General features: G+C 71.6%; 24 protein-coding genes. 9 read left to right on the forward strand and 15 right to left on the reverse strand.

Going from position 1 to position 21173, the window contains the following annotated elements:
* Positions 1-5 precede the first annotated feature (5 nt).
* Positions 6-482: a hypothetical protein gene (locus G472_RS33210; RefSeq protein ID WP_051340812.1), complete on the forward strand. Its 477-nt coding sequence runs from the start codon at positions 6-8 to the stop codon at positions 480-482.
* A gap of 13 nt (positions 483-495) precedes the next feature.
* Here G472_RS33210 and G472_RS0114335 read toward each other — a convergent pair whose 3' ends face one another.
* The 5 genes from G472_RS0114335 to G472_RS40185 are packed head-to-tail and all read right to left on the reverse strand — an operon-like array spanning position 496 to position 2904.
* Positions 496-957 (reverse strand): MaoC family dehydratase, encoded by a 462-nt coding sequence (locus G472_RS0114335; protein ID WP_029008954.1) that lies wholly within the window; start codon positions 955-957, stop codon positions 496-498.
* Positions 954-1448, reverse strand: a complete 495-nt coding sequence (locus tag G472_RS0114340; RefSeq protein ID WP_029008955.1) for a GNAT family N-acetyltransferase — start codon at positions 1446-1448, stop codon at positions 954-956. Before G472_RS0114340 ends, G472_RS0114335 begins: the two co-directional genes overlap by 4 nt.
* Positions 1441-2235: a PhzF family phenazine biosynthesis protein gene (locus tag G472_RS0114345; protein WP_029008956.1), complete on the reverse strand. Its 795-nt coding sequence runs from the start codon at positions 2233-2235 to the stop codon at positions 1441-1443. Before G472_RS0114345 ends, G472_RS0114340 begins: the two co-directional genes overlap by 8 nt.
* A gap of 11 nt (positions 2236-2246) precedes the next feature.
* Complete coding sequence (locus tag G472_RS0114350; RefSeq protein ID WP_035692402.1) at positions 2247-2654, reverse strand: GNAT family N-acetyltransferase; 408 nt, start codon at positions 2652-2654, stop codon at positions 2247-2249.
* A 4-nt stretch (positions 2655-2658) separates the two neighbouring features.
* Positions 2659-2904, reverse strand: coding sequence for a DUF1127 domain-containing protein (locus G472_RS40185; RefSeq protein ID WP_051340813.1), 246 nt, complete (start codon positions 2902-2904; stop codon positions 2659-2661).
* A gap of 466 nt (positions 2905-3370) precedes the next feature.
* Here G472_RS40185 and G472_RS0114360 point away from each other — a divergent pair, with 466 nt between their 5' ends.
* Positions 3371-4768, forward strand: a complete 1398-nt coding sequence (locus G472_RS0114360; RefSeq protein ID WP_035692406.1) for an aminotransferase-like domain-containing protein — start codon at positions 3371-3373, stop codon at positions 4766-4768.
* Here G472_RS0114360 and G472_RS0114365 read toward each other — a convergent pair.
* The 9 genes from G472_RS0114365 to G472_RS0114405 all read right to left on the reverse strand — a co-directional run bounded on the left by G472_RS0114365 (position 4754) and on the right by G472_RS0114405 (position 15359).
* Positions 4754-6154, reverse strand: coding sequence for an NAD(P)/FAD-dependent oxidoreductase (locus tag G472_RS0114365; RefSeq protein ID WP_051340814.1), 1401 nt, complete (start codon positions 6152-6154; stop codon positions 4754-4756). The two genes, G472_RS0114360 and G472_RS0114365, sit on opposite strands and share 15 nt — an antisense overlap.
* Positions 6155-6370: 216 nt before the next feature.
* A complete protein-coding gene (locus tag G472_RS0114370; protein WP_029008960.1) occupies positions 6371-10003 on the reverse strand; it encodes a tetratricopeptide repeat protein in 3633 nt (1210 codons plus the stop codon).
* Positions 10004-10726 carry a flagellar motor protein MotB gene (locus G472_RS0114375; protein ID WP_029008961.1) on the reverse strand — a complete coding sequence of 241 codons (723 nt, stop codon included), beginning with the start codon at positions 10724-10726 and terminating at the stop codon, positions 10004-10006. It lies immediately after the preceding gene.
* Positions 10723-11364 carry a hypothetical protein gene (locus G472_RS33220; RefSeq protein ID WP_051340815.1) on the reverse strand — a complete coding sequence of 214 codons (642 nt, stop codon included), beginning with the start codon at positions 11362-11364 and terminating at the stop codon, positions 10723-10725. The genes G472_RS0114375 and G472_RS33220 overlap by 4 nt, the downstream gene beginning before the upstream one ends.
* Before the next feature lie 4 nt (positions 11365-11368).
* Positions 11369-12061, reverse strand: coding sequence for a protein phosphatase CheZ (locus G472_RS0114385; RefSeq protein WP_029008962.1), 693 nt, complete (start codon positions 12059-12061; stop codon positions 11369-11371).
* Positions 12062-12261: 200 nt separating this feature from the next.
* The gene (locus tag G472_RS33225) at positions 12262-13137 is read right to left on the reverse strand and encodes a MotE family protein (RefSeq protein WP_084536650.1); all 876 of its coding nucleotides are present in this window, start codon (positions 13135-13137) and stop codon (positions 12262-12264) included.
* A gap of 8 nt (positions 13138-13145) precedes the next feature.
* Entirely contained in the window at positions 13146-13751 is a 606-nt protein-coding gene (locus G472_RS0114395; protein ID WP_029008963.1) for a DUF6468 domain-containing protein, read from the reverse strand.
* The gene (fliM, locus tag G472_RS0114400) at positions 13748-14821 is read right to left on the reverse strand and encodes a flagellar motor switch protein FliM (RefSeq protein WP_029008964.1); all 1074 of its coding nucleotides are present in this window, start codon (positions 14819-14821) and stop codon (positions 13748-13750) included. The genes G472_RS0114395 and fliM overlap by 4 nt, the downstream gene beginning before the upstream one ends.
* Before the next feature lie 19 nt (positions 14822-14840).
* The gene (locus tag G472_RS0114405) at positions 14841-15359 is read right to left on the reverse strand and encodes a flagellar basal body-associated FliL family protein (protein WP_029008965.1); all 519 of its coding nucleotides are present in this window, start codon (positions 15357-15359) and stop codon (positions 14841-14843) included.
* Positions 15360-15636: 277 nt separating this feature from the next.
* Here G472_RS0114405 and flgF point away from each other — a divergent pair, with 277 nt between their 5' ends.
* The 7 genes from flgF to G472_RS0114440 all read left to right on the forward strand — a co-directional run bounded on the left by flgF (position 15637) and on the right by G472_RS0114440 (position 20693).
* The gene (flgF, locus tag G472_RS0114410) at positions 15637-16359 is read left to right on the forward strand and encodes a flagellar basal-body rod protein FlgF (protein ID WP_029008966.1); all 723 of its coding nucleotides are present in this window, start codon (positions 15637-15639) and stop codon (positions 16357-16359) included.
* Between the two features lie 28 nt (positions 16360-16387).
* Positions 16388-17173: a flagellar basal-body rod protein FlgG gene (flgG, locus tag G472_RS0114415; RefSeq protein ID WP_029008967.1), complete on the forward strand. Its 786-nt coding sequence runs from the start codon at positions 16388-16390 to the stop codon at positions 17171-17173.
* A 32-nt stretch (positions 17174-17205) separates the two neighbouring features.
* Positions 17206-17955: a flagellar basal body P-ring formation chaperone FlgA gene (gene flgA / locus G472_RS0114420; protein ID WP_029008968.1), complete on the forward strand. Its 750-nt coding sequence runs from the start codon at positions 17206-17208 to the stop codon at positions 17953-17955.
* A 13-nt stretch (positions 17956-17968) separates the two neighbouring features.
* Complete coding sequence (flgH, locus tag G472_RS0114425; protein WP_029008969.1) at positions 17969-18733, forward strand: flagellar basal body L-ring protein FlgH; 765 nt, start codon at positions 17969-17971, stop codon at positions 18731-18733.
* Between the two features lie 119 nt (positions 18734-18852).
* On the forward strand, positions 18853-19125 hold the full coding sequence (locus G472_RS0114430) for a type II toxin-antitoxin system RelE/ParE family toxin (protein ID WP_029008970.1): 273 nt from the start codon (positions 18853-18855) through the stop codon (positions 19123-19125).
* Positions 19125-19436: a HigA family addiction module antitoxin gene (locus G472_RS0114435; RefSeq protein WP_029008971.1), complete on the forward strand. Its 312-nt coding sequence runs from the start codon at positions 19125-19127 to the stop codon at positions 19434-19436. Before G472_RS0114430 ends, G472_RS0114435 begins: the two co-directional genes overlap by 1 nt.
* A gap of 108 nt (positions 19437-19544) precedes the next feature.
* Complete coding sequence (locus G472_RS0114440; protein WP_029008972.1) at positions 19545-20693, forward strand: pyridoxal phosphate-dependent aminotransferase; 1149 nt, start codon at positions 19545-19547, stop codon at positions 20691-20693.
* A gap of 45 nt (positions 20694-20738) precedes the next feature.
* Here G472_RS0114440 and G472_RS0114445 read toward each other — a convergent pair.
* On the reverse strand, positions 20739-21173 hold a 435-nt coding region (locus tag G472_RS0114445), incomplete at its 5' end, for a TRAP transporter large permease subunit (RefSeq protein WP_029008973.1).

Consider the following 21173-nt stretch of genomic DNA (forward strand, 5'->3'; position numbering starts at 1 on the left):
AGCCGATGCCCCGAGATACGACGACCGGCAAGCCGTCGACCGACGACGCGACGGCCGGCACCCTGCCGACCGCCACCGTCGCCCCGCCCGTTCCGGTCCGGTCCCTGCGTTGCGTGGCCGCCGTCGCCGCCGGCCTGGTGTTGTGTGCACCCTCCGCCGCCATGGCGGCGGAGGGCGCGCGCAACGCGTGCCCCTGGCAGCAGGACCTGTCGCTGGCCATCGGACCCAAGACGCTGACCGTGCCCCAGTCCGTCTTCAACCCGAAAGCCCTGCAATCGGAAATCGACGGATACACCCTGTTTCCCGATGTCGAACGCCTGTCCCTGCGCGTCATGACGCCGGCGGGCGACACCTGGGAGGCGCCGCTGACCGTGCTCGGCGGCAAGCGCTGCATCGCCTACTATGTGGGCCGGGCGACGCTGGTCGCCGAGGCGTACGTCCCGCCCGTGCGCCCGCGCCGGAACAGCGTCGCCGAGAAGTAAGGACCCCGGTGTATCAAACGGACAGCGTTTCCACCGTTCGCCGGGCCACGATCTGGTCGATGGCGACGGTCAGCACCGGGTCGCCGTGCTGGTTGACGGTGGTGTAGGCGCAGCGCACGACACCGCGGTCGCCGCGGCGCGACGGCCGCATCGACACCACCTCCACCCGGGCGCGCAGCGTGTCGCCGGGGCGTACGGGACGCAGCCAGCGCACCTCGTCGGCGGCACCGCTGCCCAGACTGGTGCCGGCCAGGGTCCCGGTGGCGAGGAACAGGCGGAAGGTCAGCGCCAGGGTCTGGAAGCCGCTGGCGATGATTCCGCCGAACGGCCCGTCGGCCGCCGCCACAGCGTCGATGTGGAAAGGCTGGGGATCGTAGAGCAGCGCGAAATCGATGATCTGCGCCTCGGTCAGCGTCACCCCGGCGGTCTCGACCACATCGCCGACGGTGAAATCCTCGAACCAGCGCCCGGTCATGCGTCCTCCTGCAGGGTTCGTTCGTAGTACAGCGCGCCGGGCAACGGGTTCTCGCAATAGGGCCCGATCGGCGTGAAACCGAGAGCGCGGTACAGCGCGTTGGCCGCCGCCATGCTCTCCAGCGTGTCCAGCCGCATGGCCCGGTAGCCGAGGCGGCGCCCCTCGGCCACGACGGCCTGCGCCAGCCGGCGGCCGGCGCCGGTAGCGCGGAACGGCGGGCGGACGTAGAGGCGCTTCATCTCGCACACGCCCGCCTCCAGCGGCCGCAGCCCGACCACGCCCGCGACGGCGTCGCCGGCCCGCGCCAGCAGCAGGGCTCCGGTGGGCGGCGCGTACTTGCCGGGCAACCCTGCCAGCTCCGCCTCGAACCCCTGGAAGCAGAGCGAGAAGTCCAGCGACCGGGCGTACTCCAGGAACAGCGTCCGGACGTGGGCGACGTCCTCCGGCGACCGGGCGGGCGAGACGGTGACGGAAGCGGCCGGATCAGACACGGATGTGGCCTTCCAGGTAGAGAACGGCGGTTCCCCCGATCCTGACCCGGTCGCCCGCCAGCGCGCAAGCCAGCACGCCGCCGCGCCGCGACACCTGCCGGGCCTCCAGCCGGTCCCGGCCCAGCCGCCGCGCCCAATAGGGAATGAGCGTGCAGTGGGCGGACCCGGTCACCGGATCCTCGGGGATGCCGAAGGCGGGCGCGAAGAAGCGCGACACGAAGTCGACCCCGCCCTCCCCCGGCGCCGTGACGCACACGCCATGCCGGTCCAGCCCGGCCAGCCGGACCATGTCCGGCACCAGCCCGCGCACCGCCGCCGCGTCGTCATAGACGACCAGATAGTCGCGCGCCGCCAGCACCGCCCGCGGCGGCGGCCCGCCCAGCGCCGGCAGAAGGTCGGGATGGGGCGTGTCCACCGGCAGCGGCGGCCGGCTGGGGAAATCCATGACGTAGGTGTCGCCGTCGCGGGTCACCGTCAGCGTGCCGGCCTGGCGCGTCCGGAACGTCAGCCCGTCGGCGCCGGCGGGCCGCAGGAAACGGTCGATGACGAAGGCGGTGGCCAGGGTGGCGTGGCCGCACAGGTCCACCTCCACCTCCGGCGTGAACCAGCGCAGGGCATAGCCGCCGCCGTCGGGGACGAAGAAGGCGGTTTCCGACAGGTGGTTCTCCGCGGCGATGGCCAACAGGCGGTCATCGGGCAGCCAGTCCTCCAGCGGCACCACGGCTGCGGGATTGCCGCCGAAGACCGTATCGGTGAAGGCGTCGACCTGGTAGATGGGCAGGCGCATGACGGGCCTCGTCAGGGCAGGCGGGTGAAGAGGAAGCAGTCGGAATGGCGCTCCAGGCCGGCGGCCTCGTAGAAGGTCACCGCCTTGGGGGCCGACAGCAGCAGGCAGGTGACCCCCGGCCCCACGGCGTCGCGGGTGCGCCGGATCAGCTCCCGGCCGATGCCGCGCCCCTGGACGGCGCGGTCCACCGCCAGGTCCGACAGGTAGCAGCAGTAAGCGAAGTCGCTGACCGACCGGGCGACGCCGACCAGCGTTCCGCCGGCCCGCGCGGTGACGATCAGGCTCGCCCCGCGCAGCATGCCCTCCATCCGCGGCCGGTCCGCCACGGGCCGGCGTTCCGCCAGCCCGGAGCGTTCCAGCACGTCGATGAAGGCGTCGGCCGTCAGATCGGGTTCGATGGCGTAGACGACCGCGTCCATGGCATCACTCCTTCCAGAAGGGCTTCCCGCCCTCACCCTCCGCGTCGGCGCGGGTGAGACCGATATCCTTCAACAGATGGTCGTCCAGCCGCAACAGCGCCTGCCGCTGCCGCCACCGATCGTTCGCCGCCAGCATCCGTTCGAGCACCCACAGCGCGGGACGGCCGACGGCGGCGGCGATGGCACGAACGAGGGCCGGGATGAACGCCGGGAGAGAGCCGGTGGTGCGAGCCGCTTCGTTTGTGCGCATGGGAACCTCCATCGTCAGCGCATGCGTCCCCGTCCATGGAGACAATGCGCAGTATGGCCGAACATTGCCCCGCGTCAATGGCCGACATTGTCCCCATGACATTTCCGATATCGGATGTAACACCCCGGCCACACCGCGCGTCGGCGGGCGCACCGGGCTTTAACGGACGGTGGCAGCGGTCGCAGGGTTCCGCACCGCGCAAAGAGGTACGCCGGACGACCAACCCGTCGTCACCCATCCGGATACCCTCATAACGCCAATGAAGACAATGACACTCCATCGCTGAGACAATCGCAACCGCAGACGCTTCATCATCGAAGCGCATGACGCCACACAACGCTCCGCCGCCTCCGGATGGGATGATCAGCCGCACCCGAGGTCGGCCTGCTGCCCCTCCCCCTGCGCGAAATGGTGACAATCCTTCACCCCCTTGCGCAACCGGCTTCGGATTGTGCATATTGTCACCATGAGCAGTTGGACACCGGATCTCTCCGACCGGCCCGGCCCGCGTTACCGGGCCATCGCCGATGCACTGGCCGTCGATGTGGCCGAGGGGCGGCTGGCGCCGGGGGAGCGTCTGCCCACCCATCGTGACCTCGCCTTCCGCCTGGGCGTCACCGTCGGCACCGTCACCCGGGCCTACGCGGAGGCCGAGCGGCGCGGCCTGCTGGGTGGCGAGGTCGGGCGCGGCACCTTCGTGCTGGACCCGCGCCCACCCGACCGGCCCAACCCCTTGGCCTGGCATCCCCGCAACGATCCGGCGGTGGTCGACCTCACCGCGATCACACCCCACCACAACGACGGCGACACGGCCCTGCGGGCCGCCCTGGCGGCCCTGGCGGCGTCGCCGGAGTCGCTGCACGCCCTGATGGACTACGGCCCCCACGCCGGGTTGCCCGCCCACCGGGCGGCGGCGGCGCAATGGATGGCGCGCCGGCACGGGCTGGAGGTGCCACCCGACGCGGTCCTTATCACCACGGGGGCCCAGAACGCCCTGGCCGTGGCCATCACCGCCTTCGTCCGGCCGGGCGAGGTGATGCTGGCGGAGCGGCTGACCAATTACGGGACCAAGGCCCTGGCGGCGGCGTTGGGCGTGCATCTGGAGCCGGTCGCCCTCGACGATGACGGCCTGCTGCCCGATGCCTTCGACGCCGCCTGCCGGCGGCTGGCACCCAAGGCGCTCTACCTGGTGCCCACCCTGCAGAACCCCACCGCGTCGGTCATGCCGGCGGCGCGGCGTGCGGAGATCGCGGCGATCGCCCGCCGGCACGGCGTGCTGATCGTCGAGGACGACGTGTTCGGCTTCCTCGTTCCCGGTGCCGCGCCCATCCAAACCATCGCACCGGACATCACCCTGTACATGACCAGCCTGTCGAAGAGCGTGGCGTCGGGGCTGCGCGTCGGCTACCTGGTGGCGCCGCCCGCCCTGTTCCCCCGGCTGGAGGCGACGGCGCGCGCCCTGCACTACTGCGCGCCGCCCCTGCCGGTGGAGATCGCCAGCCGCTGGCTCGTCGGCGGACAGGCGGACCGGTTCGTGGAGGTGCAGCGAGCCGAATGCGCGGCGCGCCAGACTCTTGCCCGCGCCACCCTGCCATCGGCGACGGTCAGTGGCCATCCCGCAGCGCAACACCTGTGGCTGGTCCTGCCGGAACCGTGGCGGCGCGACGACTTCATCGGCGAGGCGCGGCGGCGGGGCGTGGTGGTGACGGGCGCCGACACCTTCGCCGTGGGGCGGGCGGCGGCGCCGCATGCGGTGCGGCTCGGCCTGTGCATGCCGCGCCGGCGCGACGATGCCGCCCGCGGCCTGCGCATCCTGGCCGAGGCGCTGGCCGATCCCGCCTCGGCCGCCCTATCCATCGTGTGACGGCAATCGCCTGAACGCCGCCGCCACCGCGAGCCCCGGTCCCGGAGCGGCGTCGGACACCGTCCAGGGCCGCCGCACGCCGCCCAGCGCCTCGGCCACCGCCAGGCCGGCCCGCACGCCGTCCTCGTGCCGGCCGGTCCCGAGCCAGGCGCCGCAGAACCAGGTGTTGCGCTCGCCCCGGGTGCGCAACAGCCGTTCCCGCGCTGCGGCTGCCCCCGTGCCGAACACGGGATGCTCGTGGATGACGCTGCGCAGAACGGCACCGTCGCGCGGCGGGCGCACGGGATCGACCGTGATGAACAGGTCCCGCTCGCCGGCGGGTAGCGATTGCAGCCGGTTCACCCAATGGGTGATGCTCACCGCATCCCCCCCGCCGTCCCGGCCGCCGGTGCGGACGAGATGGTTCCGGCTCGACCACACCGCCCGGCGCCGCGGCATCAGCGCGGGGTCGGAGTGGAGCACCACCGGGATGCGGCGGACGGGAAAGGCTCCTGACAGGCTCCGCTCGGCGTCGTCCGGGTCGTCCAACAGGGCCACTGCCCGGTCGGGATGGACGGCCAGCACCACATGGTCGAAGGAGCGCACATTCCCTTGCCCGTCCCGGACCAGCACCCGCCCGCCGTCGCGGCGTACGCTGTGCACCCCGGTGTCGAGACGCAGCGCCTCGGGCATGTCGGCGACCATCTGACGGACGTACTCGCGACTGCCGCCTTCCACCGTCCGCCACGCCGCCCATCCGCTGCGCCGGGCAAGTCCATGGCCGTGGCACCATCGAAAAAACGGTGCGGCCGGAAGATCGCGCAGCGCCGCCGCCGGCATCGGCCGAACCGCCGCCATCAGGGGCAGAAGGTGATCGCGCAGGAAGGCATCGCCAACGCCTGCCGCGTCCAGTACCCGGCCCAGCGTCAGCGCCGGCGCCCCCGGACCGTCGAGCAGACGCTCCGCCGCGCGGTGGAAACGCAGCGTGTCCGTCAGCATGCGCCAGAACCGCGGCCGCACGAGGTTGCGCTTCTGCGCGAACAGCGTGCGCGGGGATCGCCAAGCATACTCCACCCGGCCGTCGTCGAGCGAGACCGCGAAGGACATATCCACCTCCCGCGTCGTCACACCCAGGTGGCGGAACAGGGCCGCCAGATTGGGATCGCCGGCGGCGTCGTAGGCGACGAAGCCCATGTCCACGGGACCGACCCCCGGCACGTCCACGGTGTCGGCGTGACCGCCCGGCCGATTCTCCCGTTCATAAAGGGTGACCCGGTGGGCGCGCGCCAGCAGCCAGGCCGTCGCCAGCCCGGCCACCCCGGCGCCGATGACCGCCACGTCGAGAGGGCGGACGCCGAGCCCGGGGGGTATCCACGCGAAACCGGTGGGCAAAGTCGGCGCGGTCATGGAGCGGGGGGCCTCAAAGGAACGGGGTCAGGGTCGAACGACCCACCGTTACGACCTTCGCCACGCAGCGGATTGGCGAAATCCGAACCGCCGCTGCAGTCATACGGTCGGCAATTGATCACTTCCATCAATTGCCGACCGTAAAGCCCGGCAGATCAATGCGTTAGCATTGATCGAGAGGGTGATACCGGCGGCATCCTTCAGATGCCGCCGGTATCAGTTCGTCGCCGGCGCGGCCTGGCGGCCCTTGTAGCCCTTGAGGAACTTCTGGAACACGTCCACTTCGGCGACGCGCGAGCGGATGGTGTTCACGTCGATCAGTCCGGCAGCCTGGTCGGGCCGGGTCAGCACGCGGAAGGCGTCGGCGTCGGCGCTCGCCTCCATGGCCGGCCCGAACTCCTTGCGCAGCAGGCCCAGCCCGGTGGCATCGCCGGCCAGGGCCAGGGCCACCGCACGGTTGAGCACGAGCTGCGATTCGTTGGGGTCCAGTTCGGCACCGGGGGCGGGGGCCGGGCCGATGATCTTGCCCAGCGCCACCGACGCCTGGTTCCAGTTCTGCGCCCGCCAGGCGATGTCGACACGCAGCAGGTTGGCCTCCCTGCTGTCGTCCTCGGCCAGCAATTGCAGGGCCTCGTTGGCCCGCCCCATCTCGGCCAGGGCCTTTGCCTGCATGATCCGCCGCTCCGCCTTGAGCTGCGGCGGCATGCCGGGGACGTTGCTCATCTCCAGGGCGTGCAACGCCAGATCCGGCTTGGCGTCCAGCAGGCGCACGGTGGCCAGCCGCGTCCCCACGTCGGCCTTCTGCTCCCCGGCCAGGCGGTATTCCACCTGGTGCTGCAACAGGTCGGCGGCGCGGCCCAGCAGGTCGATGTCGATCAGCCGTTCGGCAAGCTGGCGGATGATGCGGTCGCCCTCGGCGCCCACCGGCGTCAGTTCGCGGAAGCGGTCGTAGAGCTGCAGGGCGTCCAGCGTCGGCAGATGGGCGGCGCCGTCCTTATAGAGGTCGGCGAACTGGCGCTGCATCTCCGCCGCGATGCGCTCGGCCTTCGGCGTGTCGGCGACCAGGGCCGCCGTCTCCTTCATGGTCTCGAAGCCCTCGGCGTACTGGCCGGCGGCCATCTGCATCTCGCCCAGACGCTGGCGGATGGCGATCTCCAGGTCGTCACCGCGCCAGGCGAAGGTCAGGCCGGCCAGCTTCTCCACCGCCGACGCCGGCGACATCAGCCCTTCCAGGACCTCCAGGTTGATCAGCGCCAGCCCGGCCTTGGCCCGGTGATAGCGGTCGAGACCGGCATAGGCGGCCCGCCACTCCTCCAGCGCCCGGTCGGTCTCGCCGGTCTGCCGGTACAGCTCCCCGCGCAGGTACTGGATGTCGGCCCGTTCGTTGGCCTCCGGGCCCACCCGCTGTTCGATCCGGTCAAGCAGGCGCTTGGCCTCGGCCACATCGCCGCCGGTGAGGGCCGCTTCGGCGGCCAGCAGCGACAGGCGCGCCAGCAGCGGCTCCGGGTAGGTGCGCAGCAACGCCCCGCCCGTCCTGAAGCCGCGCGCGGCGGTCGCCCAGTCCCCCCGCTCGGCGGCCACGGCGGCGCGCCACAGGGCGGCTTCCGGTTCGTCGGCCAGACCGGGGTCCGACAGGTCGGCCTCCGCCCCATCCAGGTTCCCGGCCAGGAAGCGGGCTCCGCCGCGCAGCGCCCGGAAGGCCGGCCAGCCGTCGAGGTCCGGCTGCGCCGTGCGGATGATGTCGAGGATGCCCAGCGCCTCCGGCCCGAAGCCGTTGGCGAAATAGAACCGCGCCAGGTCGAGCTGGGCGCGCGGACGCTCGCCGTCCGGCGCCTCGGCGACGCCCATCTGCAGGTCCTGGCGGGCCGTCGTGAAGTTCTCGAAACCGCCGCGCTGCCACGGCTCCAACTCGAACAGGCGCCGCGCCCGCGCCGCGCCGCCGTCGCCGGCCGGTGCCGCCGGGCCGGACGAGGCCCCCCCCGGCGCCGGCGTCCGCACGCCGGCGGCCGGTGCCGCCGCGGTCTCGGCCGCCGCCGCGGCACTGCCGGCGTCGGCCACGGACGACAGGTGCAGCCCGCCGGCGGCGGTCAGCTCCACCCCCTCCCGCACGGGGCGCACCGTCACCGCGTCGGCGATGGGGCGCACCACGACGCCCTGGAAGGACGGCAGCACCTCCAGATCGACCAGCCGGTACGGATCGGTCACCGCCTGCCCGGGGGTGGGAAGCGGCACCACATGCAGCCGGTCGCCCACGTCGGGGTCGGTGAACTGCACCACCGACGCGGCGTCCGCCGCCCGCACCAGCAGGCGGGCGCCCAGGAGGAAGTCGGGCTCCGGGTCGATGCGCAGGTTGGTGGGCGGCTCGGCGGTCAGGCGGGTCTTGGGCGTGATGCGCCACACCGTGCCGCGGCGTTCGATTTGCGGCCAGACGAACGGACCGGTGCGCGTGCGGAACACCGTCCCGCCGGTGGCCGGGACCGGCTCGATCGGGCCGACCTGGTCGGCACCCGGTCCCACCACCGCACCGGCCCCGATGGGCATCGCCCGGTCGAAGACGAAGTAGATGTGGCCGGCGCGCGGGTAGACGGCCGCCGAGGCCGGGCCGCCGGTGTCGAACACCAGGGTCGGTCCGGCGGTCGGTCCGGGCTGCGCGGTGTCGCTTCCCGGGGCGGCCGCGACCTGCGCCCCGGCGGCGCCCGACGGCGACGGCGCTGCCGGCGGTACCGCCGCGGGGGAGGTGGCGGCCCCCGGATCGTTGCTGCCGGGGCGCACCGTCGTGGTCGTCGCCCCCGGCGGCGGCGGCGGTGCGGCGGGCGCCACGGCCGGCGGCGCCGGCGGGACCGCCGCCCGCACCGGGGCCGGCGCGGGAGCCTGCGCAGGCGCGGGCGCGGCGATCGGGGGCTGTCCCGGCGCGGCTGGCGGGGGCGGCTCCGCCGCGGCCGGGGCGGTGGCCTCGGCCGGCAGGGTCCGGGTGCCGGGGTTGTAGACGTCGACCACCACGGCGTTGCCGTTGCGGAAGTCGCGAACGTCGCCGTCGGGGGGAGCGGAAAAGGTCACCGCCAGTGCCCCGCCGCCGGTCCGGAACTGCTCGGCGTTGGTGACGTTGCGCAGCCGGGCCCGTGCCACCTGCGACAGGTCGGCGGCGGCCGGACGGTCGAACAGCAGCGTCACCGACCGGCCGTCCCGCTGCACGGAATAGCCCACCTGCGCCGGCCAGTCGAAGACCAGCCGGCTGTACGCGGCATGGTCGGCGGCGCGCACACGGACGGTTCCGGCCGACGGCTGCGCCGCGGCGGGGGGAGTGGCGCGCGCCGGGACCGGAGCGGGAGACGCCGGCGCCGGAGCGGCGGGTGCCGGGGTGACGGCGGGCGACGGAGCGGTGGGGGCCGGAGCGGTGGGGGCCGGAGCAGTGGGGGCCTGCGCCACCCGGGCCGGCGTCCGGCCGGCATCGCCCAGGGCCAGGGCGTCCGCCTCCGGCCGCAGGTCGAGGGCGACGTGGGTGCCGTTGCGGAAGGCGCGCAGCGACACCGGCCGCGCGAGCGAGAATTCGACGCTGCGGCCGTCGTCGCCGGGCCGCGCCGCGGCCACGTAGCCGGGCAGGCGCCGCACCACCTCGTCCAGAGCCGGGGTAATGGGCCGGTCGAAGGTGACGATCAGCCGGTCACCCTCCAGGCGCGTGTCGTACTCCACCCGCTGCGGCCAGTCGAAGACCATGCGCCCGTAGGCGGGATGGGTGGCGGCGCGCACGCGCACCTCCTCCGCGGCCGCCATGGCGACCGGCACGGACAGCAGCGCGGTCGCGGCCAGAAGGCCGCCCACCCGTCGCCGCCAGGTCGCTCCGCCGGCCATCTAGCCCTCCCACTGGTCGCGCACGACCACGTCCACCTGCGGACCCGCGCTTGCGCCGTCCGCCTCGTCCCCCATGGTGGCGCGCGCCACCAGGTCGCGGCGATAACCGGTCTCCCGCAGCGCCATCGCCACCGCGGCGGCCCGGCCGAGCGCCCGGTCCCAGGCGTGGCCGGCCGGCGCATCCTCACCCTCGGCGCGGCCGACCACCTCGATCCGGTTGCCGATGCGACCGACCACCGCCCCCAGCAGGAACAGGGCGCGCCGGCCGCCGTCGCTGAAGACCGTGCCGTCCGCGTCGAACAGCCGGTCGCCGGGGATGGCGATGACGAGCCGGTCGTCCTCGCGCCGCACCGCAATCCCCGCCAGTTCGTCGGAGCCGGCGATCTGGGTGCGCAGGATCGCCGCCAGATAGTTGAGATTGACCGCGGAGTGTGTCTCCAGCGTGGCGGCGTTGAAGGGCGCCGCGGGCACCGGGTCCCGATCGCCGGGCGCGGTGGCGGTGGAGCGCGCCGACTGCGACAGGGCGTTCGCCAGCGTCGCCCAGCGCTCCGCCTCCGGCTCGCGCATGGCGTAGGTCATGACGAAGAAGGTCAGCATCAGGCAGATGAGGTCGGTGAAGGTCAGCAGCCACGCGCCGCCCCGGGCGGCCTCCCCGCCGCCGTTCCGGCCGGCCGGCCGGCCGGTCGGAACTCCGGTCGGGGTGATGCGCGGCAGCCGGGTCATCGCCCCGTCTCCTCGGCGCTGCGGATGGAGAACACGAAGCGCGCCGTTCCCGGCGCGCCCCGTTCGATGCCGATGCCGATGGCCGACGCCGGGGCGCCCCGCTCCACCAGATCGCGGGCGAGCGCGCCGGCCCGGTCCACGGGGCCGGGCGGCTGGCTCGGCGTGTCGGGCGACAGGGCCACCAGGAACTCCGCCTCGATGCGCTCCCCCGGCAGGGGCTGCATCAGCGCCGCGGCGACACGGTCCAGCAGGCCGGCGCGGTCCGGCCGCAGGCGCGCCGTGCCGGGCAGGAACAGGCCGTCGGCGGGCAGCCGCACCTCCAGGTGCCGGCCCGGCGCCACCACCTCCACCTTGTCCACCGCCACGGCCGTGGCGAACAGGTCGCCCAGCGTGTTCAGGCGCTGCACCGCCAGCACCGTGCCGGCCCGCGACGCCACCGGATCACGCCCGAACAGCAGGCGCGGGTCGATGGTGAAGCTCTGTTCCACCGACTTCAGCACGGCGCGCGCCCGGTGGACGTTATCCACGGAGATGGCGTTGAGCACGATGAAGAAGGCGAGCAGCAGCAGGAACAGCGACAGGTAGAGCAGAATCCCGGCGTTGCCGGCGAAGGAGCCTGCTTTGCCGGGGGGGATCATCGGGTCAGTCGAAGCTTGCCAGCAGGCGGTCGATCTCGTCCTGATCGATCGCGTTGCCGGGCATTTGCGGGCCGTGCAGCAGGTGGCGGTCCGGGTCGTCCGGACGGCCGCCGGCCAGCGCCGGCGCGGCCGCCGGCGCCGGTGACGGTGCGGCGGCGGCGTGGCGGGCGTCCTCGCCGAAGGCGACCAGCAGGGCGTCGACCTGTGTTTCGATGTGCTTGAGCGTGCGCACCACCTTGGTGATGCGCTGGCCGGTGACGTCCTGGAAGTTGCACGCCTCGTAGATCGACGTGACCGCGTCGTTCAGGGTGCCCGCCGTCTCCGGTGCGAGGGTTCCGGCGACGGCGCCGATGCGGTCGCAGGCATCGAAGATCGCGAAGGTCGCCTTCTCGGTAGCGCCGACGACCGCGTCCAGCTCGTCCGTGGCGTTGGGGATGTGCTGGTCGCGGATGTCGCTCGGGCGCAGCGCCGCCAGCTCCGCCTTGGCGCTCTGGATGTAGCGGGCCAGACCCTCCAGCTCCTTGTACAGGCGCAGGTCGTCGGCGGACATGTCGCCGCCCAGGCTGGTCACGACACCGTGGACGATCTCCGCCACCTCCTCGCGCGAGAGCGGCTGCGCCGCCTCGATCCGGGCGGCGTCGAGGCGCTGTTGCAACAGCTTGCGGTCTTGCATGGAGGACGCAAAGGGAGGCGGCATGGCGGGTCCGGCGGTCACGGGGGTCACGGGGGTTGCGGCTGGCGGTGCGCCGGTCACCTCGGCCGACTCGCGGCGTACGCCCGCGCTTCACCCTAGGAACTCTCGGTTAACGCCCCCTTAACACCACCCGACTCGAGAACTCGGGATCACGGGCGTGATGATTCGGCAACAGTGTGTCCCGGCGGCGAAAGCCGGCGGATTCACTGCGGAATGGCGGGAAAGGCGCGGCGCTCCACCAGGGCCGAGGTGACCTCCTTGGCCCGCGACGGGTCCATGGCGGCCAGGATGGGGGCGGTCTTGCTCTCCTTCATGCGCTGGATGACGTCCAGCAGCACGGGCATGTCCAGCTCCTCGAAGATGCGGGCCGCTTCCTTGGGTTTCATGGTCTCGTAGATCTTGACCAGGCTGTCGAGCTGGGCGCTCTGCCGCTCATCGCCGATGCGCAGCAGGCCCTGGATGTCGGTGCGCACCTTCTCCATCTCCTGGAGCTTCTGGTCGATGCGCTTCTCGGCGGCAGCCAGCAGGGCTTCGCGCTGTTCCATCTCGCGGGTGCGGCGCTCGATGTCGGCCCGGCGTTCGGCCAGCGCCTGCAACACCTCCTGGGCGTTCACCGGACCCAGCGGCTCCGCCGAGGAGGGGGGGCGCGGCTCCGCCGGGGGCCGGGCGGAGGGCGGCGGCGGCTCCGGCGGCGACTCGGTGGCGGCGGCCACCTGAACGGGGCGGGCGCCCGCAGCCGCGGCGGGGGCCGGCTGGCCGGGCGCCTCGGCCAGGGTGACGGGAAACTCCGGCAGGCGGGCATCGCGGCTGGCCAGACGCCACAGGTCGCCGACCCGCACCCCCAGCATCAGAACCGCCACGAAGATGGTCAGCGGCAGCAGCCGCAGGCGGAAGTTGCCGGCCCACGCGCGCACGCGCTGCCCCAAGGGGACGCGCGCGGGCTTGTCCGGCCGGCGCACCGCCGTCACTTTCGCCTTCGCCCTGGCCTTCGCCTTCGGCACCGGCTTCGGCAGGGCTGCGGCGGCGGGCCGGGGGGCGGCCGGGGACGGTGACGGGGGCGGCGGGGCGGGATTGGTCATGGCGCGCCTCAACGGCGGTTCTCAAGCGCACGCAGCAGCTCGCGCTCGGCCCGCGACAGGTTCTCCTCGCCCTCGCGCGGGGTGTCGGGACCGGCGGGCGGCGGTTCGGCGGCGCGGCGGGACGACGGGGACAGCGGCGACGGGGCGGGCTCGTCACCGATCACGTCGGCGTCGTGGGGGCGGAAGATGGCGGCCGCGGCGGCCGCGGCGGCCGGGCGGACGACGATGCCGCCGCCCGTCCGCGGCGCCGGGGGCGGAGCGGCGACGGCAGCGGTGCGCGGCGGCGGACGCTCCGTGTTGGACACCCCGCCCAGCCGGTTGGCCAGGGTGTCCGCCGCCTCGATCATGAATTGCAGCTCGTCCCGCAGGGCGCGGCCGCGGTCGATGGTGCGCTGCAACTCCTCGCCGGTGTCCGACGCGGTGCGCTTCATGCCGCGCACGCCCAGCTCGGCCTTGGTCATCGCCTCGTTCAGGCCGGCGATCAGGTCGGCCATCTCGCTGCGGCTGTCGCGCAGGCGGACGATCTGCTTGTTGAGAATGATGGCGTAGGCGATGGTGGCCACCAGCAGGCCGACCAACACCAGATCGAGCACCAGGGCTATGGTGGGGCTCATAGGCGCATCACCTCCTGCTTGGGCAGTTCCTTTTCGATGCGCACGGCGATATGGCCGCCCTTGCGCCCCATGCGCCCCTGGAACATCGAGACGTCGCCGCAGCGCAGCTCGATCGCCCCGTCGGGGGTGGCGTTCAGCAGGATACGGGTTCCGACGCGCCAGTTCAGCACGTCGTGCAGGGTCATCGTCACCTCGTCCAGCACGGCGGAGAGGTCGACGTCGGTGACCAGCAGTTCCGATGCCAGGTGGGTTTCCCAGATGGAGTCGCGGCCGAACTTCTCACCCATGAACATCTGGAGCAGCAGCTCGCGCACCGGCTCCAGCGTGGCGTAGGGGATCATCAGCTCCAGCCGGCCGCCGCGGTCCTCCATGTCGATGCGCAGCTTCACCAGCACGGCGGCGTTGGCGGGGCGGGCGATGGTGGCGAAGCGCGGGTTGGTCTCCAGCCGGTCGAAGCGGAAGGTCACCGGCGACAGCGGGTCGAAGGCGGCCGACAGGTCGGAGAGCACCACGTGCACCATGCGCTCCACCAGGTTGCGCTCGATGGTGGTGTAGGGGCGGCCCTCGATGCGCATGGCCGCGGTGCCGCGCCGGCCGCCCAGCAGCACGTCCACGATGGAGTAGATCAGCGCCGAATCGACGACCATCAGGCCGTAGTTGTCCCACTCCTCCGCCTTGAAGACCGACAGCATGGCCGGCAGCGGGATGGAGTTCAGGTAGTCGCCGAAGCGCACCGAGGAAATCTGGTCGAGGCTGACCTCGACGTTGTCGGAGGTGAAGTTGCGCAGGCTGGTTGACATCATGCGCACGAGGCGGTCGAAGACCACCTCCAGCATGGGCAGGCGTTCGTAGTTGACGAGCGCCGAGTTGACCAGGGCCATGATGCCCGAGTTGTCCCCGTCGCCGCCGGCGCCCTGGTCGAACCCGAGCAGGCTGTCGATCTCGTCCTGGTTGAGGACGCGCGTCGAGCCGCCGGGGGCCGCCTCCCCCATGTCGCCGCTGTCCTCGGCCAGAGCGGCCCATTCCGCGGCGAGGCGTTCCTCTTCGCTCAGCTCCTCGGTGTTGCTCATGCCCGCTCTCCGCCCCCCGTCACTGGACCAGCATCTCGCGGAACAGGACGTCCCGGACCTTTACCGGATGGGCCGCCGCGCTGATGCGGATCAGCAGTTCCTGGCGCAGCCGGTACATGCCGGCCGATCCCTTCAGGTCCTCAAGGCGCAGCTCCCGCAGGTAGACCTGGAAATTGTCGACGATGCGCGGCAGCACGTGCTCGATGGCCGGGATGTCCTCCGGCTTGGATACCTGGATCGAGATCTTGATCTTCAGGAACGCCGGCCGGCGGCTGTCGCTGTTCAGGTTCACCAGCATGTCCGGCAGGTCGTAGAAGATCGGGATCGCGGCCACCTGCGGCTCCGGCACCGGCTCGGCGTGCTCCTCCTCCCCCGTTCCCAGCAGCATGTCCAGGACGCCGGAGAAATAGATCCCGGCTCCCGCGCCGATCAGCAGGACCAGCGGCAGGATGACGAACAGGACAAGCTTTTTGCCGCTGAACTTCTTGCGCGGCAAACCTTCGGAAAGGTCGCCGTTTTCGTCTGCATGCGCCGTCATGGAATCCGTCGTGCGCGATCGAGGGGTCAGGCCGAAGCGGCAAGGTCAAACCTATCGTTGGGATAGTTAATAAGTCCTTTCAGATGCGGCGTGTACGCGCCGTGCCCCGTGCGGGGGCGGCGGGCGGCAGGATTTGCCGGGCATCCCCGCGGCTGCCGGCCGACCGGACCGGCCGCCGCGGCAAAGCCGCATTCCGCCTGGGTTGGCACACGCCGTGCAATGCTTTTGGCGCCGGTCGCGGAGGTCCGCCCGGCAGCGGAGAGGGAAGAGGCCGCCGATGGAAAACCCGATCTACATCGCCCTGTCGCGCCAGACGGCGCTGCGCCGCCAGATGGACGTCGTGGCGAACAACATCGCCAACATGAACACCACGGGCTTCAAGCAGCAGCGCGTCCTCTTCAACGAGTTCCTGACGCGTCCGGGCATGCACGAGCAGGTCAGCTTCGTCCAGGACCGCGCCGTGGTGCGCGACCTGCGGCCCGGCGGCCTGACGTCCACCGGCAACCAGCTCGACTTCGCCCTCACCGGCCCCGGCTACTTCACGGTCGATACGGCGGCCGGCCAGCGCTACACCCGGGCCGGTTCCTTCCGGCTGAACGATGACCGCCAGATCGTCGACATGGGTGGCCTGCCGGTGCTGGCCGACAACGGCCAGCCCCTGACCCTGCCGGCCGGCACCACCACCGTGTCGGTGGCCGGCGACGGCACCCTGTCCACCGAACTGGGCCCGGTCGGACGCCTCAACATCGTGACCTTCCCCAACGAGCAGCTCATGACCGAGCTGGGCGGCGGCCTCTACGTCAGCGACGAGGAGCCGCAGCCGGCCCCGCCGGAGACGAAAGTGGCACAGGGAATGCTAGAGGGTTCCAACGTGAGCCCGATCATGGAGATGACGTCGATGATCGAGGTCGCCCGCCAGTACCAGCAGGCCCAGTCCATGATCACCTCCGAGCACGAGCGCATGCGCACCGCCATCCAGCGCCTCGCCCGCGCCGTCTGAGCCGCACAAGAAAAAGGGAGAACCGACCATGCGCAGTCTCGCCATCGGCGCCACCGGAATGCTGGCTCAGCAGATCAACGTCGAGACGATCTCCAACAACATCGCCAACGCCACCACCACCGGCTTCAAGAAGCAGCGGGCCGAATTCCAGGACCTGCTGTACCAGAACCTCCGGCGCATGGGCTCCACCTCGTCGGATGCGGGCACCATCGTGCCGACCGGGGTGCAGATCGGTGCGGGCGTGCGGGTGGCGGCGATCGGCCGGCTGATGGAGCAGGGCAACCTGACCGTCACCGACAACAAGCTGGACGTGGCGATCAACGGCTCGGGCTACTTCCAGGTGCTGCTGCCCAACGGCGACACCTCCTACACCCGGGCCGGCAACTTCAAGCTGTCGCCCGAAGGCATCATCGTCACCGCCGACGGCTATCAGGTGCAGCCGGCCATCACCATCCCGGCCGAGGCGGTGGACATCACCGTCAACCCGTCGGGCGAGGTGCTGGTGAAGCTGGACGGCCAGGTGGAGACGCAGAACGTCGGCCAGATCCAGTTGGCGACCTTCCCCAACGCGTCCGGCCTGGAGGCGATCGGCGACAATCTGTTCCTGCAGACGCCGGCGTCGGGCGAGGCGGTGGCCGGTGCGCCGGGCGCGCCGGGCTTCGGCCGGGTGGTCCAGGGGGCGCTGGAGACCTCCAACGTCAACATCGTGCAGGAGATCACCACCCTGATCTCCGCCCAGCGCGCCTACGAGATGAACTCCAAGATCATCAAGACCACCGACGAGATGATGCAGCAAGCCAGCCAGATGCGCTGACGCGCACCTGATCCGCCAGGGAGTTTCACGCCATGTTCCGCACCGTCTCCGCCCTCCTCCTCGGCACCGCGCTGGCCCTCGGCAGCGTGTCCGCCTCCGCCGCCACCGCGGCGCAGCCGGCCATCGTGTACGGCACGACCCATGCCGAGGCGGCGCTCGGCGAGGCGCTGGCGGCGCACATCCCGATCGGCCGCATCCACCTGGAACTGGATGCCCGCGCGGTGGAGCTGCGCGCCCCCGCCGATGCCACCCCGGCCGGCGGTTTGGCGGTGGAAAACCTCTACTACAGCCCGGTCGGCGGCCGTTTCGCGGCGGAGCTGGTCATCCCCGGCACCCAGCCGGCGGTGCGCCTGCCGGTGGCCGGCCGCGCCTTCGGCGTAGTGGAGGTGCCGGTGCTGGCCCGCCGGGTCATGCCCGGTGACACCATCGCCGCCGAGGACGTCACCTGGATCGAGGTCCGCGCCGAGCACGCCGGCAGCGACGTCGCCGCCCGCGAAACCGACGTCGTCGGCATGACCCCCAAGCGGGGCGTCCCGGTCAACCAGCCCGTCCGCCTGCGCGACATCCAGTCGCCGCGCCTGGTGGACAAGGGCTCCTTCGTCACCATCACGCTGACCACCGCCAACCTGACGCTGACCGCCCGGGGCAAGGCCCTGCAGGACGGCGGCCGGGGCGAGGTCATCCGCGTCGTCAACACCCAGTCCAACCGCATCGTCGAAGCGACGGTCGCCGGTCCCAACGTCGTGGCCGTGGCAAAGCCCGGCTCCACCCCCGCCTACTGAGGAGAAAGCTCCCATGCCCGCCCCGATCCGCGCCCGCCGCCTCGCCCGCCTGACCCTGCTCGCCGTTGCCGTCGCCGGCCTGCCCGCCTGCAACACCCTGTCCCGCCTGTCGGACGTCGGCCAGGCACCGCAGCTCACCCGCATCCAGGACCCGCAGGCCATGCCGGGCTACACGCCGGTCAGCCTGCCCATGCCGACCCCGCTGCCGGCCGAGCGCAACCCCAACTCCCTGTGGCGCACCGGAGCCAAGGCGTTCTTCAAGGACCAGCGCGCCGCCAAGGTCGGCGACATCCTGACCGTGCTCATCGAGATCAACGATCAGGCGCAGATGAACAACGAGAGCAACCGCTCGCGCAACAACTCGGAAGGCATGGGACTGCCCAACTTCTTCGGCTTCGAGAGCCAGCTCGGCGCCATCCTGCCCGACGAGGTCGACCCCTCCAATCTGGTCTCCGGCACCAGCAACAGCGGCTCCACCGGCAAGGGCGGGATCAAGCGCGCCGAGAAGATCGAACTGAAGGTCGCCGCGCTGGTCACCCAGTCGCTGCCCAACGGCAACCTGGTCATCCAGGGCCGCCAGGAGGTGCGCGTGAACTTCGAGCGCCGCGACCTGGTGATCTCCGGCGTCATCCGCCCCGAGGACATCACCGCCCAGAACACCGTCAGCTACGAGAAGATCGCCGAAGCCCGCATCGCCTACGGCGGCAACGGCCAGATCACCGACGTCCAGCAGCCCCGCCTCGGCCAGCAGGTCTTCGACATCCTGTCGCCCTTCTGACCCGACGCCCTCCTTCCACCCGCGGTACGGTTTTGCCCGGCAGGTTCTGCCGGGCAAAACCCGTTTGCCGGCGTCAGGCGGATCTTGCACTCCCGCCTGTAAGGTCGTACCTTACATGAATGATACGGACGTTCCGCAGCAAACCGTTGCGCCGTTTCTTCGAAACGGGTGACGCCGCTCGCCTTTCTGTGCCGAATATCGGCCGGATCGTCAGGATCATCCGAGCACTCGACGCGGCCACGAAACCGGACGATATGAACCTTCCCGGTTTCCATTTCCACGGCCTCGAAGGCTCAGCGCGCTGGTCGGTCCGGGTGACCGGAAACCGGCGATTGACGTTCGGATGGAACGGAACCGACGCCGTTGATGTGGATTTGGAGGACTATCACTGATGTCCGAAGCCCCGACCCGGTGCGGCTTGCCGCCGATGCACCCCGGCGAGCTGCTGCGCGAAGACGTCATCCCCGCCCTTGGGCGGCCCATCGCGGAAGTGGCCCGGCTGCTCAACGTTTCGCGGCGGACCCTGTACGACATTCTGGAGGAGAAGGCATCGGTCACGCCTGCCATGGCGTTGCGCCTGGGCAAGCTCTGCGGGAACGGCCCGGAACTCTGGCTGGCACTGCAAAGCCGGCATGACCTGGCCCGATTGACCAACGAGATGAGCGAAGAGCTGTCCCGGATTCCGACGCTGAATGCCGCGTAAGGGCCGGCTCCCCATGGGCAGCGCCGGTGCCGCGGGGGCGTCCCGGGGTGGCGTCCCCGCCGCCCGGACGTTATGAAGGAGGGACTTGGTCAGCGGGAGCCATCGATCATGAAAGTTTCCAGGCGCGGCAACGTTCCCCCCTTCTTCGTGATGGAGGTGATGCGGGCCGCCTTCGCGCGCGAGCGCGCCGGGCTGGAGGTTCTGCACCTGGAGGTGGGGCAGCCGTCGACGGGAGCCCCCGCGGCGGTGCTGGAAGCGGCGAAGGCGGCGCTGGACGCCGACAAGCTGGGCTACACCGACGCGCTGGGCATCCCGCCGCTGCGCGAGGCCATCGCCCGCTGGTACCGCGACCGCTACGGCGTCGCCGTCCCGGCGGAGCGGATCGCCGTCACCACGGGATCATCGGGCGCCTTCCAGTTGGGGTTCCTCGCCGCCTTCGATCCCGGCGACCGGGTGGCCATGGCCTCCCCCTCCTACCCGGCCTACCGCCACACCCTGACGGCCATCGGCGTGGAGCCGGTGGAACTGCCGACCGGGCCGGAGCACCGGTTCCAGCCGACGGTGGCGTTGCTGGAGGCGCTGGACACGCCGGTTCAGGGCCTGATCGTCGCCAGCCCGGCCAATCCGACCGGCACCATGCTGAGCCGCGAGGACCTGAACGAACTGGCCGGCTGGTGCTCGGCCAACGGCGTGCGCATGGTCTCGGACGAGATCTACCACGGCCTGACCTACGGCACGGAGGCGGTGACCGCGGCGGAGGTCAGCCCCGGCGCGCTGGTGGTCAACAGCTTCTCCAAGTATTTTTCGATGACCGGCTGGCGGCTGGGCTGGATGGTGGTGCCCGATGACCTGATCCGCTCGGTGGAGTGCCTGGCGCAGAACCTTTTCATCTCCGCGCCCACCCTGTCGCAGATGGCGGCCGTCGCGGCCTTCGGCTGCACGTCCGAACTGGATGCCCATGTCGCCCGCTACGCCCGCAACCGCGATCGGCTGCTGCGCGAGCTGCCGCGCGCCGGCTTCACCCGGCTGGCCCCGGCCGACGGCGCCTTCTACATCTACGCCGACGTCGGCGACATGACCGACGACAGCGAGGCGTTCTGCCGCCGCCTGCTGGACGACACCGGCATCGCCGCCACGCCCGGCGTCGATTTCGATCCCGCTCGCGGACGCCGCTTCGTGCGCTTCTCGTTCGCCGGGTCCGAGGACACCATCGCCGAGGCGGCGCGGCGGCTGATCGCGTGGCGGGCGCAGGCATAGGCCCGGTCCGGCGGGGCGCCGCAACCGGCGCCCCGCCGTCCGGACTCAATGGCGGAAGGCGTCCTTGCCGAACATGAGGTCGGGCAGGAAGGTGGAGATGGTCGGGATGTAGGTGACCAACACCAGGAAGGTCAGCAGGATCATCAGCCACGGCAGGGCGGCGCGCACCACGTGGGAGATGCTCATCCCCGTCACACCGGCGGTGACGAACAGGTTCAGACCGACCGGCGGCGTGACCATGCCGATCTCCATGTTCACCACCATCATCACCCCGAAATGGATGGGGTCGACGCCGAGCTGCACGGCGATGGGGAACAGGATCGGCGCCAGGATCAGCACGATGGCCGACGGCTCCATGAAGTTGCCGGCCACCAGCAGGATGATGTTCACCGCCAGCAGGAACTGCCACTGGCTCAGCCCGGCGTCGATGATCCCCTGCGCGATCGCCTGCGGGATCTGCTCGGTGGTCAGCACGTGGGC

This window comes from Azospirillum halopraeferens DSM 3675 (genome assembly GCF_000429625.1).
Classification (GTDB): domain Bacteria; phylum Pseudomonadota; class Alphaproteobacteria; order Azospirillales; family Azospirillaceae; genus Azospirillum; species Azospirillum halopraeferens.